Annotated in this window: 9 protein-coding genes; 5 read left to right on the top strand and 4 right to left on the bottom strand. The window is 39.8% G+C overall.

Annotation, left to right across the window (positions count from 1 at the left end):
* Window positions 1-20: 20 nt before the first annotated feature.
* Entirely contained in the window at window positions 21-1,439 is a 1,419-nt protein-coding gene (locus ACYVHJ_RS15275; protein WP_460516213.1) for an L-fucose/L-arabinose isomerase family protein, read from the bottom strand.
* A gap of 28 nt (window positions 1,440-1,467) precedes the next feature.
* The gene (locus tag ACYVHJ_RS15270; protein ID WP_339904313.1) at window positions 1,468-2,247 is read right to left on the bottom strand and encodes a DeoR/GlpR family DNA-binding transcription regulator; all 780 of its coding nucleotides are present in this window, start codon (window positions 2,245-2,247) and stop codon (window positions 1,468-1,470) included.
* Window positions 2,248-2,567: 320 nt separating this feature from the next.
* On the opposite strand from ACYVHJ_RS15270, the gene ACYVHJ_RS15265 reads away from it, so the two are divergent.
* The 5 genes from ACYVHJ_RS15265 to ACYVHJ_RS15245 all read left to right on the top strand — a co-directional run bounded on the left by ACYVHJ_RS15265 (window position 2,568) and on the right by ACYVHJ_RS15245 (window position 9,457).
* A complete protein-coding gene (locus ACYVHJ_RS15265) occupies window positions 2,568-3,857 on the top strand; it encodes a nucleoside hydrolase-like domain-containing protein (protein ID WP_460516209.1) in 1,290 nt (429 codons plus the stop codon).
* Between the two features lie 66 nt (window positions 3,858-3,923).
* Window positions 3,924-5,048 carry a pectate lyase gene (pelA, locus tag ACYVHJ_RS15260; protein WP_460516206.1) on the top strand — a complete coding sequence of 375 codons (1,125 nt, stop codon included), beginning with the start codon at window positions 3,924-3,926 and terminating at the stop codon, window positions 5,046-5,048.
* A gap of 151 nt (window positions 5,049-5,199) precedes the next feature.
* Entirely contained in the window at window positions 5,200-6,585 is a 1,386-nt protein-coding gene (locus tag ACYVHJ_RS15255) for a pectate lyase family protein (protein WP_460516203.1), read from the top strand.
* A gap of 22 nt (window positions 6,586-6,607) precedes the next feature.
* Window positions 6,608-8,659, top strand: coding sequence for a glycoside hydrolase family 127 protein (locus ACYVHJ_RS15250; RefSeq protein WP_460516200.1), 2,052 nt, complete (start codon window positions 6,608-6,610; stop codon window positions 8,657-8,659).
* 144 nt (window positions 8,660-8,803) lie between these two features.
* Window positions 8,804-9,457: a hypothetical protein gene (locus ACYVHJ_RS15245; protein WP_460516197.1), complete on the top strand. Its 654-nt coding sequence runs from the start codon at window positions 8,804-8,806 to the stop codon at window positions 9,455-9,457.
* Window positions 9,458-9,469: 12 nt separating this feature from the next.
* On the opposite strand, the gene ACYVHJ_RS15240 is transcribed toward ACYVHJ_RS15245, so the two are convergent.
* Together ACYVHJ_RS15240 and ACYVHJ_RS15235 are read right to left on the bottom strand one after the other, a co-directional pair.
* Window positions 9,470-10,210, bottom strand: coding sequence for a DUF3891 family protein (locus tag ACYVHJ_RS15240; protein ID WP_339901198.1), 741 nt, complete (start codon window positions 10,208-10,210; stop codon window positions 9,470-9,472).
* Between the two features lie 343 nt (window positions 10,211-10,553).
* A complete protein-coding gene (locus tag ACYVHJ_RS15235) occupies window positions 10,554-12,746 on the bottom strand; it encodes a carbohydrate binding family 9 domain-containing protein (RefSeq protein WP_460516193.1) in 2,193 nt (730 codons plus the stop codon).
* Window positions 12,747-12,841: the final 95 nt, after the last annotated feature.

The following is a 12,841-nucleotide window of genomic DNA, read 5'->3' as shown; positions in this document are numbered from 1 at the left end:
TGGTAACAATTCACCTGATTTTATTCTCCTTCATGATGGTATACGTCCCATCCCATATAGTTTTCAAATGCTTCTTTCAAAACTTCAGAAGTATGCGAGGCATTCATTACGACATGATGTTCGAAACCATTTTTACATATATATTGCATTAATCCCTGAAGGTTTGGGATTTTTGCAACGGCCCTATTTCCGAAAGTTTTTAATTCATCATTTGTCAACATTCCATCTCCCATGTAGGCTTTCATGATTCCTTTGGTATCATCTGTGGTGATTCTACCGAAAGTCAAGGGTGAGGCTGGAGTACGTCCATCCAAAGCACCATAGGTGTTTTCCACTCCTACAGTGGTACCGAGAATGGGTGCATTGCTTATTTCAATGTCTGGTAAGAAGGATTTGGCCCAGTTTCCACAATGGAAAAGCACACATTTTTCCTCATCATCTGCATAGTTATTGTTCCAATCTACCAAAGCACTGGGAGAACCAGAGGCCAATTGCATTGCATACATGCTTAGGGTTCCCGTCACATCTACTTCACAGGCGCTAGGGATCATGCCTTCGCTAAACATACTTGAGCTGGTGCAAACATTGCAACCATAGTTTTGCTGAAGCGAGGTCCAACACTGAATGGCATTGGCATCCAATTGATTTTCAGTCATAAAATCATTCAATACCACATCAAGCTTTGCCATTTGAATTAAAGACTCACTTGGGGTTTTTCCGGTAGAGGCATAATTGTGAATTTTCTCCAAATGATCTTTTACCCGCTGATGGGTAATGTCCAATTTATTGGCTTTTCCAAGTATTTCCGACAAATCGCAGGTGACCACAGAAATGCCATTTTTCTGCAATATTTTTTCGCTGTATCGTACTGTGTTAAATGCCGTAGGTCTGGCGCCAATGGCTCCAATTCGAACATTTGTCATTCCCTTAACTACACGGCAAACACCCAGGAATTTTTGTAAATCTGCCTTAAAGGATGGGGCAGTAGGGTGGATCACATGTTTGGTAGTGATCGAATATTTGATACCGTATTGGTAAAGGTTATTGCAAACTGAGATTTTCCCACACCATGAATCTCTTCTATTGGCTACATTTAGTTTGTTCAATTCATCAGGGTAACCCTGAATGAGAACAGGAACTTTAAGATCAGCTAGATGTAAAGTATCTGCGATTCCCCTTTCATCTCCGAAATTTGGGAGTACTACCAAAATACCTGCGATATCTTCTTTATGTTTTTTAAAAAGATCAGCACATTTCCTGGCATCCAAATAGGTTTCAACTCCACCAAGTTTAGTTTCTTTTTCTCCAAGAATAATGGCTTTGACCCCTTGCTTTTTAAGAACGTTTAAAACCTCAGTTCTTGCTTCTGACACGAGTTTGTCAGGGAAAAAATCTCTATTTCCTATGATAATGCCTAAAGTAATGTTTTGATTTTTCATTGTTTTGTTAAAATGGGCTTATTACTTGCTATTTTTCATTATTATCTTCAGCGATAATTAATTGGATTTCATTTTCTTTGAAAACCTCTTTGTGTTTATTTTCGACTCCTTCGTCAGTGATAATGTAATCAATAAGTGATAAGGCACCGAGGCTGGCAAAAGCACTTTTTCCAATTTTCGAAGAATCGGCTACCAGGTAAGTAATGTCTGCGGCATCTATCATGGCTTTTTTCACTACAAGATCGCTAAGGCTTGGGTAGGTAAGTCCGGATTTTAAGGAAATACCTGCAGTTGCCAGAAAGAGTTTCTGGACATTCAGCCCCTTAAAGAAATCAGCCGCTTTTTGACCGGTAAGTGATAATGTAGGTGCCTTGAATTCACCTCCAGTCATGATAATGTCTATGTTTGGATTAGCACCTAGCATAAGTGCTATATTTAGGGCATTTGTAATGACTGTCAGGCCCTTAATATTTATTATTTTTTTAGCAATCTCAGTGGTAGTAGAACCTGAATCTAATATGATGGTATCCCCGGGCTGAATAAATTCCAGACACTTTTCGGCAATAATTTCTTTTTTCTTCAAATTATCCTGGTGGATTAATGAGAAATTACGCACCTGGTCTTCCACATTTTTTAAATGTACACCACCGTGCTCTCGGATAACAAAACCATTTTTTTCCAATTTTTCCAGATCCTGTCTGATAGTGACCTCTGTGACCTTAAAAATCCTGGCCAGATCGATTACTTTGGCAGATCCATCTTCTTTAAGTAAGGCAAGTATCTTTTCTTTTCTTTGTTTTGGCAGCATATTTTTTGTTTAATATCGAAAACATTTTCGATAAATTGTTTTTTCTAGGGTTTAATGCTTCTATTTTGCTGGTGTCTCANATGCTTCTATTTTGCTGGTGTCTCAAGTTATGCACCATTGAAAGTAGAAGTCATACTTGTAAATAAAATTAAAATTAAGAAATAAATAAATATTTTTCTTAAAAATTTTCGTTTTTATTTATTTTTGGTTTCATTTACTTTTGTTTTAATTCATATTTATTTGTTTTAGTGCGGATTGTGGTTTTGATATACCCTATACCAAAAGACAATTGTTTAAATTTTAGCGTAAAAAAAGAGAAAATGAATTTAATGTATAGCACAAGTTTTTTGTGGATAATCGCTTGGCTGGCGATAATTGATTTCAAGGCAGATAAAATGGAAACTGTTAAGCCCAGGGTTTTGATTAGTTCCGATATAGGAGGAACCGACCCGGATGATTTTCAGTCCATGATACATTTATTGATGTATGCGGATCAATTTGAAATTGAGGGCTTGATTTCCTCTCCTTTCGGGGGAGGGCGCAAGAGTGATTTCTTGGACATTATTGCGCATTATGAAAAGGATTATGCCCAGTTAGCAAAACATACAAGTGGTCTTCCGAAACCCGCTGCTTTGAGATCGGTTGTCAAGCAAGGCGCCATTCCGGCAGCTCCTTTTAAGGGGTATTCTACTTCTACTGAAGGTTCAGATTGGATCATTAAATGCGCCAAAAAAGAAAGTGATCAACCGATTTGGGTTTTGGTTTGGGGAGGAATAGAAGATCTCGCTCAGGCATTGCATGATGCACCTGAAATTAAGGAAAACATCAGGGTTTATTGGATAGGTGGGCCAAATAAGAAATGGAGCATCAATGCCTATTCATATATCGCTGCCAATCATTCAGATTTATGGATGATTGAATCCAATGCAACCTATAGGGGTTGGTTTATGGATGATGGTTCTTCCGAAACTTACAAAGCGGATGCGTATTATAACAATTTTATCCAAGGGCGAGGGGTAATGGGTAAGGATTTCATCAATTATTACAATGGAGAAATAAAAATGGGAGATACCCCATCCCTTGCTTATGTCATGAAGGGAGACCCGGAAGACCCTACAGGAGAAAGTTGGGGTGGCAGCTTTGAGAAGATAGACCGTAGTTCCAGAAGCGTATTTGAAGGTGGTAGTACCAAGACAGATACAGTGGCGGCTTATGCTACAATCGAATGGAGATTTAAAGGGCCTAAAATAATGGTTCCTGAGGATTCTGCAGTTTTTCAAATCAAAATACAAGGTCAGGTTTGGCCGGGTTATTACCTCGGAGAAGGGGTTTACGGAGTAAAATATAGCTCTAAAAAGGCTGAACACGGTAAATACAAAACCAGTAGTGAAATTCCTGAACTGAATGGCTTGGAAGGAGAATATATCAGTACCATTCCCTGGCCGGGAAAACCCTCTTCAGACGATTACCAATTGGGATCCAATTGGTACAGTGATCGATCAAGTAAGGGGTTATTTATTAAAGATCAACAGGGAGCGAAAACCATTGCTAACTTCAGAGAAGCCTTTTTGGGCGACTGGGGAGAAAGATGGAAATGGTTGGAAAAATAGACGTAATAGAAGGGCTATTGCCTCTTTCAGGATTAATATTACCACAAATAAGGAAATTCAATTACAATGAAAAATAAAATTGCACTTTCAAAAACAATGGGATTGATAGGGTTAATTGCAGTTCTAGCGATTGGCTCCGCAATGGGTCAGAATGATTCCAAAGATTTTCGAGACATGCGCTGGAAGGATGTTGCTGTGAAAATGCCGGAAGCCTGGTATGCTTCCAATGAAGCAAAACTTGTAGCAGAAAATGTACTGCTGACCCAAAAAGCTATTGGTGGTTGGGAAAAAAATAAGCCCTATCATCACCCAATGGATGCTGGTAAAAAAGCAGCTTACCTAAAAACAAAAGATGAAATTGGAGCAACATTTGATAATGATGCTACCATTACCGAGTTGAGATTTCTCGCCAATGTCTATTCAAAAACCAAGGACGAACGCTACAAGCAGGCTTTTGAAAAAGGAATAAATTATATACTCAAGGCCCAATACGACAATGGGGGTTGGCCTCAGTTTTATCCGGTACGCAAAGGAAGTGTGGCCTATTCCGGCCACATCACCTTCAATGACGATGCCATGGTCAATATAATGCGCTTCCTAAAAGAATTGCTATCCGATGATCCCGCTTTTCAATCCATGCAATTGTCGGACAGTAAAAAAGCCAAAATTCAAGAAGCCTATGACAAAGGAATAGCGTGTTTTCTAAATACTCAGATTGTCGTCAAAGGGGAGCCTACCGCATGGTGTGCTCAACATGATTCGGTGACCCTTGCACCCGCAAAAGCCAGAAGTTATGAATTGCCTTCATTTAGTGGATCGGAATCTGTAGGAATAGTGCTTATGCTTATGGAAATAGAAAACCCATCCAATGAAGTCAAGGCTTCTATAAATGGAGCGGTGAAGTGGTTTGAAGACCACAGTGTAGGGCGGTTAAGGGTTGATACCCATACAATGCCTGATGGGAGTAAAGATAGAATTGTGGTAGAAGATAAAAATGCGCCTTTACATTGGGGCCGATTTTATGATCTGGAAACCGAGAAAATATATTTCTGCGATAGAGACGGTATTAAAAAGGATTCCATAACGGAGATAGGTCATGAGCGAAGAAACGGCTATAGCTGGTACACCCGGGCTCCGGAACAAATGCTGGAAAAATACCCGGAATGGAAAAAAAGAAATGGGATTAACTAAAACGGGAATTGGTAATCTGTTTTTTGATGAAATGGATTGTAATCTATTCTATAATACCTATCAATAGTTTGACGACAATTAACACAATTAACAGGAGTACAAAAGTTCGGTTTTCCGCATCATTTTGGCCTTTTTTAAAATAAAACATTCCATGAAACATTTAATTCTTAGTGCAGTATTGCTATTGATAGGATTTAATAGCCCTGCCCAACAGCTTGCCTTTCCAACAGCCGAAGGCTACGGGAAATTTTCTAAAGGGGGACGAGGTGGTGTTGTGTTTGAAGTTACCAATTTGAATGACAGTGGAGAAGGAAGTTTAAGAGCTGCAGTGGAGGCAGCGGAGCCAAGAACAGTGGTTTTTAAAGTCTCAGGTACTATTTCCTTGGAATCTCCTTTGCGGATCAAGCATCCTTATATCACCATTGCCGGTCAGACGGCCCCTGGTGATGGGATTTGCCTTAAAAAGAATCCATTGATAATAGAGTCAGATCATGTCATTATTAGGTATTTGAGGGTTAGGTTGGGGAATGAATCAGGCGAAGATACCGATGCGGTCTCAAGCAGGTATACCAAACACATTATTCTGGATCATATTTCTGCCAGTTGGAGTGTGGATGAAACCATGTCTATTTATCATTGTGACAGCATTACTGTTCAGTGGAGCATTATTTCTGAGAGCATGTATAACTCCAATCATGTAAAAGGAGCACACGGTTTTGGAGGGATATGGGGCTCAAACTATGGAACATACCATCATAATCTCATTGCTAGTCATGGCAGTCGCAATCCGAGAATGGCATCAGGTTCTGGCTACACGGATTATAGAAACAATGTAGTATACAATTGGGGGTACAACAGTTGCTATGGTGGGGAAAACCAACAAGTTGGTAATCCAAAATTTTCTTTTTCAAAGTTCAACATTGTGGCCAATTATTATAAACCAGGACCGGCCACAATTCCGGGAGAGGTTTCCTATAGGATTGCCAACCCATCCATGCGCAAGAAAACCAGTGATTTTGGCAAATGGTACATTGCTGACAATGTAATTGAAGGAAATAATAAAGTGACTGCTGACAATTGGGACGGAGGAGTGCAGCCACAGGGGGGAACCCAAAATCTTCAATTTATAAAGATGGAAGCATCATGGCCTTCCATGCCAATTCACCAGCACACAGCGGAAAAAGCCTATGAGGTGGTTCTCGAAAATGCAGGAGCTACCTTACCCAAAAGAGATCCTGTGGATAAAAGGATAATAAAAGAAGCAAAAGAAGGGCAGGCTTCCTTTGAGGGTGAAAGCTATAAGAAAAACAAAACCCTGGCAGATAAGTCCAAAAAGTCCGGAATAATAGATTCACAAAAAGATGTAGGGGGCTGGCCAAATTTAAAAAGTGCACCAGCACCTGAGGACCAAGATCACGATGGCATGCCAGATGATTGGGAAAAGAAAAACGGTCTTGACCCTTCGAATGCGGCGGATAGAAACAATTTAGCGAACGGTTACACCATGCTAGAGAAATATTTAAATAGCATCAATTAATATTTGACCCAGAATACTATATATGCTTGATTTTAAAAGGAACAGTAATTGGATTGGCCTTTTTACGGCAATCATTTTTGCACCACTATTGCCGGTAAATGCTCAGGAAAAAGCTTTGGTAAACACCTCCATAAGCCCGTATGCCAAACAAATTTCGGTGGATATGGATGCGGTGAAATGGACGGATGGTTTTTGGGGGTATTGGGCGGATGTCAGTAAGGACACCATGGCCATGAATATGTTGCACATTTACGAGAATGATACCCTTAGCCATGGTTTTCTCAATTTTGAAATAGCAGCAGGATACAAAGAAGGCAGACATAGGGGAGCCCCTTTTCATGATGGTGATTTTTATAAAACGCTTGAAGCCTTGGTGTCCGTTTATGCCAGCACAAAAGACCAAAGGTATTATGATGCGCTAGAGCGGATCATAAAAGTGATTGCGGACGCACAGAGAGCAGATGGTTATATTCATACTTCTACAATAATAAAGCAGCGCAATAACCCTGAAGATGCGGTAGAGTTTGAAGATCGAATGAACTTTGAAACGTATAATATGGGGCATTTGATGACGGCGGCCAGCTTACATTATCGCATTACCGGGCAGACCAACTTTTTGGACATAGCGATCAAAGCAACAGATTTTCTTGTTGCCTACCATGAAAATGCAACTGCCGAACAAGCTCAAAATGCAATTTGCCCTTCCCATTATATGGGAGTGGTTGAAATGTATAGAACCACAAGAAACAAGGAATACCTCGACTTAGCAGGCAAAATGATTGATATTCGTGGAATGATAACTGATGGTACAGACCACAATCAGGACCGCATTCCATTCCGACAGCAGCGAGAAGCTGTGGGACATGCAGTACGTGCCAACTACCTGTATGCCGGCGTTGCTGATCTTTATGCAGAGACAGGAGAAGATTCCTTAATGATGGCTTTGGAAAGTATATGGAAGGATGTAGTCACTAAAAAACTTTACATCACTGGAGCTACAGGTGCTTTGTATGATGGTGTGTCCCCAAATGGAACCACCTACAAGCAATCAATTATTCAGCAAGTCCACCAGGCTTATGGGCAGGCTTTTCAATTACCTAATATCTCAGCCTACAATGAAACCTGTGCAAATATTGGCAATGTTTTGTGGAACCACCGCATGCTTTTGGTGACTGGGGACAGCCGCTATGCAGACATATTAGAGCTGAGCTTAATCAATAGTGTATTGTCTGGTACAGATTTAGGAGGGACTAATTTTAATTATACCAATCCTTTGAGAGTGGATGAGGATTTGCCTTTTACATTTCGATGGAATAAGGTGAGGGAACCCTATATTTCTAAATCGAACTGCTGTCCTCCAAATGTCGTCAGAACGGTAGCCGAAACCCATAATTATGCTTATGCACTCTCTGATAATGGTTTGATAGTCAACTTATATGGTAGCAATGAACTGAAAACCAGCTTGGCCGATGGTTCAGAATTGGAGTTAAAGCAGGAGACAGATTACCCTTGGAATGGGGAAATCAAGCTAAGCATCAAAAAAACCGGGCAAGATCCCTTTGCCATAGACCTAAGGATCCCTGCCTGGGCCAGTCAGGCTGAAATCACCGTTAATGGAGAAAAATCGAAGGAAAAACCTATAGCCGGAAGTTATCTGTCCTTATCACGAAAGTGGAAAAAAGGAGATGTGATTGAATTAAATCTCCCCATGACGGCTCGTTTGATGGAGGCCAATCCACTGGTGGAGGAAACCAGGAACCAGGTAGCGGTGATGCGAGGGCCAATTGTTTATTGTATAGAATCTCCGGATTTGCACAAGGGCCGCATTTTTAATGTTGAGCTTCCTGCTGCTATACAATTTATACCTGTCAAAAAAATGGTGAAAGGTGCCTCCCTCACCTTCTTAGTGGGGCAGGCCTTGCTACAAGGAAAGTCCGATTGGGAAGGTAAATTGTACCAAGAATTAGATCAAAAAAACACATTAAAGCCTATCAATATCAGGTTGATTCCATATTTCGCCTGGGGAAATAGAGGAGAATCAGAAATGGCAGTTTGGATGCCCTTGAGGAAATGATCTTCCTAATTTTAGTAAGGGTAATAAGGAAGGGTCGGTAAATAGGGATCGAGTGTATCCTTGTCATGTAAAAGTTATATTATTGACAGAATTGATTATATTGAAATCTAGATTAATTAATATTTGGAATGTTTTATGAGAAACATGCCAAGGAAGCTTCTTTTCTTTATTTACCTGATTGGTTTTCAGGCAACAGCGCAGGTTACGTTTAATGAAAAGAATTCCCTGCTGATTATAGAGGTTGAGTCGGTAGAAGGTGTAGGGGATTGGTTTCGAGAAAGTGTGAATATAGAAGGAGGTACGATCCATTACTTGTATTCCACAACTGAGCACTTCAAAGATCCCGGGAATAAGACACTAAAGTATCCTATTGAAATCAATAACCCTGGGCTCTATAAAATCATTTGGCATTCTAAGATAGGGAAGGGAAACTCTTCCACGGATAATAATGACACTTGGCTTAGAGTCGTTGGTGCCTCAGACTTTTTCGGTAAAAAAGAAAATCATATAGTAAGACCTCACGGTAAATGTAAGGATGATTGTCCTGAAGGTGCCGGTAAAGAAGGATGGTTTAAGGTTTATAGTCACGGCACTACAGATTGGACATGGCGTACCAAAACCAGTGACAACGATCCACATGAAATTTATGTGCGCATCAATAGAAAAGGTACCTACACATTAGAGATATCAGCGAGATCTGCTCATCATTTTTTGGATCGGATTGTACTTTACGATCCTGAAAAGTATCCGGAGGAAAAAGTGACAAATTTAACTCTGCCTGAAAGCGAAAGTAGGTAATTGTTTAATTGATTATTCTTTAGCAAGCGTCCATTTTTTTGATTGCGGCATTGTCTGCAGTAGAGATTCCTTAAAATTTTCTAAGGAGCTAAACTGTGTTTCTTTTAAAATCCTTTCCTCGACTGATAATTCAAATTTTTCTTTCTTAAAAATCCATGGGCTTATAATCAATCGTTCATCTTCTGATTTCTTAATAAAAAATGTTTTCCCGTCAATTGAGGTGTTTATTTCCAGCTTCCGTTCCAAGGCTGGGGTTTCATCCTTGCATAGGATTAGAGATAATCGGTCACAAAAGCGCAAAAATTCATAATATGTCTTCGCTTTTGCATTAGTGAGGCCAAAATGCTTGAGTATTGTTTTCCGTTCCGTCACTTGCTTTTGAAAAAATGCTGATATTCTTTTGCTCTTATTTTTGAGCGGACCATAAATAAATTCCAAATGGTAGGAGATCAATAATTTTATCCATTGGGACTTATTTTCTGAGGTTCTTAAAATACGCTTCATCCTTTCTATGACTTCATCCACACGATAACTTTCTTCAGTAAAATCCATGGGTACACCAAGATCGGAAAGGTACTCTTTTTCGTTTAAGTCAAGTTGTCTGTCATCATGTTCACTAATAGCGATAAGCGTTTCTATCCAATAAATGGGTCTATAAACTTCTTTAATTTCGTTAGCAATCTTTCCTGCCAACAAACCATGTGACTCATGTAATATAATATGAAGTCCAACTATGGATTTATTTACGATCATAATATTTAGTTTATATTAAAATGAAAAATGCGATTTAAGAACCAGTATTTTGGAATTTCCATAATGTTCCAAAATAACTTTTAATTGGCCTACTTGTTTTTATGAGCTTTTTCAACATTACTTCTCTACCAATTTTGATGCCCAAATTTTGAAGGCTTTGATAAATAAGAAATCAGAAAAACAGAATCTTTTTGTCAAAATAAGAGGCCTATTTGCAGCCAACTTCACTGGTGAAAAATGACATTTCAAACTTTATAAAACTTCCGTCCTCGCTATTAGCCTTATTGAATGCCCAGTAAGTAGTGTTTTTCTCTATGTTCGGATAAAATCTTTTTAGGTAAATTTAAAACCTCAAGGTATAGGCCAGTTTCATAATGGATTGAGTTTCCATGACATTGAATCGGTCTGTAAACCTTTGCCAGTTGTGATTATGGACGATAAAAAAAGTATTGCCGGGATCAATCACCCAGATAAAACGGCTGTTGGTACCCAGTCTTTCAGTGAGATTATCGTATTGAATATTGAAATTTACCGAAACCCAAGGGGAAAAATCATAACTGCTGTTTAACCTTAAAAGGTGGGTTTTAAAATCCCCTTGTTCCAAATTGACACTACTATAGCTATACGTTGCCGTCATGTTAAGGCCGGTGAAAGGTCTAATAAACACATCTGCATCCAGTTGAACTTGCCTTCCTGTCCAAAATCCTATATTGGTCAGTTTGGCTGTGCCGCCGATTTTTCTAAACGGAGCCGAGGAAGCTTCTATGGAATATCCCCTATTATAATAGTTACCCTCAGGGATTAAGAATATTCCATCCCGCAAAATATCAAAAGTGAAATCCAAAAATTCATAGTTGTGCAAGAAAGAGAAATTGATAAAATCTCCTGTTTCAAAACGTAAGCCCAATGCCCTGATAGCATGGTTTACAGTGGCCGGTTGCCAATCCATCAGCATCAGGTATTCAAAATCATATTCCCAACTTAATTCTCTTAAAATAGCGCTTCTTTCCATTAAAGGGCTGTAAGCGACTGTCGGTTGAAGCCTCCTGAAACCAATTCTTGGAACAAATCCAACGGCTGGATTATAATTGACACCAAACTCCCGGTAGGAGACATGAGCCTCCCAGGGTTGGTTGGGGAAATTAAACCTGAAGCCTCTGACAGATCGATCCATGATGCTGCTGCTATCATTAAAAGAGGTTGGGCTATGACCTACAAAGAATGCCTGAAATTGGAAGTTTTTATTGCCCAAAAACTTGGAAGTACTTAGGTTAAGGTCTGCGCCTAAGGTTTCTCTCACCGGGAGGCTGTCTCCATCGGTGTCTCTACGGGTATAAATGGCTCCGATGGTACTTTCAGCAGAAATATTTTGAAGGACTCTTCCTACAGTAAAGTTTTCTCCTGGGAGCTCTCCTGATTCCCCCGTTCTTGTTTGTATAAAACCGATATCGGTGTTTTTTATGCGGCCAATAAGTCTGGCTCCATGTTTTATAGGTATTGCCCGGCCCTCTTGTAACCCTATCTTTCGACTGAAATAGGGGTTGGGATTACTGGAGGGGGCGAATACAAACACATTAGCCCCTTGAAGGAAAAAATCCCGTCTCTCCGGTAATACTATGGGAAACCTTGTGAGGTTAACTTGCCTGTCATCTACTTCTACTTCGGCAAAATCAGTGTTGATTGTGATTCCTGCTTTTAAATTGGGGGTAATGTTATAATTTAATTCACCACCTGCATTGAATGTAGTTTGCTTTGCCATGGATTTCTCAGGATCATTTCTTACCCTTGATTGAGAGGTAATGGCATAGGGTATAGCTTCTAATCCAATGCCCTGATTAATATTTGACAGGCCCAGAAGTTTCCCTGCATTCTGAGGTCTTTCGATTCCTTGATTTCTTTTAAAGCCTTCCCAAAGGGTGATTTCATTTTTCCTGCGAATGGTTCTAAGAAAATTTATACCCCAGGTATCATTTTTGGGATCAAAATTTAAGGTCATAAAGGGTATTCGAATTTCGGCAGACCATCCTTTGTCATCACGGGCCACCCATACTCTCCAAATCCCATTCCAGTCCCTATTGACCTCAGCACCTTGGCCTGTTCTTAAAATCCCGTCTCCCATAAGGCCATGGGGATTGATTTCGAAATAGAAAGCAGACCGTTGGTCATTGTAGGTGTCCAGAATAAATGCAAAGGTGTCATCCGTATCAAGAACTGCATCCCGCCTTTTCTGAAAGGCTTTGATACCATCCGGATCGCTGTCATAAAACCTTGCAACTATGTAAAGGTTGTTTTCGTCATATGCGATTTGTATAGCGGTTTGCTCAGTGGCAAGTTGCCCTTCGAGTGGTTCCTGTTGACGGAATGCCGTTGCTGCATTGATTTTAGAATAAAATGATTCATCCAGACGTCCATCCAGTTTAATCTGTTCAGTATCGGCTAGACGATAGGCGGTAATGTCTCTAGGTTTTTGGGCATAAAGCTCCGACAGTAGAGAAAAACATAAGATATAAGCAAAAAAATATTTTATTTTTGACATATTCATTTATAATTCACCAAATAAGTGAATAATTGGGATTTGTCTGAGCTTATTATACAAAAGGGCTGAGAATTGTGTTAATAGTTAAAGCGCTG

The sequence above is a fragment of the Cyclobacterium sediminis genome (assembly GCF_054781075.1).
Note: the sequence above shows the minus strand (reverse complement) of the source record. Positions and strands in the feature narration are given on the sequence as shown.

What these genes read in the sequence shown, in the direction of transcription:
- ACYVHJ_RS15275 (WP_460516213.1), bottom strand. Translation starts at nt 1,439, where the DNA reads ATGAAAAATCAAAACATTACTTTAGGCATTATCATAGGAAATAGAGAT.
- ACYVHJ_RS15270 (WP_339904313.1), bottom strand. Translation starts at nt 2,247, where the DNA reads ATGCTGCCAAAACAAAGAAAAGAAAAGATACTTGCCTTACTTAAAGAA.
- ACYVHJ_RS15265 (WP_460516209.1), top strand. Translation starts at nt 2,568, where the DNA reads ATGAATTTAATGTATAGCACAAGTTTTTTGTGGATAATCGCTTGGCTG.
- pelA (WP_460516206.1), top strand. Translation starts at nt 3,924, where the DNA reads ATGAAAAATAAAATTGCACTTTCAAAAACAATGGGATTGATAGGGTTA.
- ACYVHJ_RS15255 (WP_460516203.1), top strand. Translation starts at nt 5,200, where the DNA reads ATGAAACATTTAATTCTTAGTGCAGTATTGCTATTGATAGGATTTAAT.
- ACYVHJ_RS15250 (WP_460516200.1), top strand. Translation starts at nt 6,608, where the DNA reads ATGCTTGATTTTAAAAGGAACAGTAATTGGATTGGCCTTTTTACGGCA.
- ACYVHJ_RS15245 (WP_460516197.1), top strand. Translation starts at nt 8,804, where the DNA reads ATGCCAAGGAAGCTTCTTTTCTTTATTTACCTGATTGGTTTTCAGGCA.
- ACYVHJ_RS15240 (WP_339901198.1), bottom strand. Translation starts at nt 10,210, where the DNA reads ATGATCGTAAATAAATCCATAGTTGGACTTCATATTATATTACATGAG.
- ACYVHJ_RS15235 (WP_460516193.1), bottom strand. Translation starts at nt 12,746, where the DNA reads ATGTCAAAAATAAAATATTTTTTTGCTTATATCTTATGTTTTTCTCTA.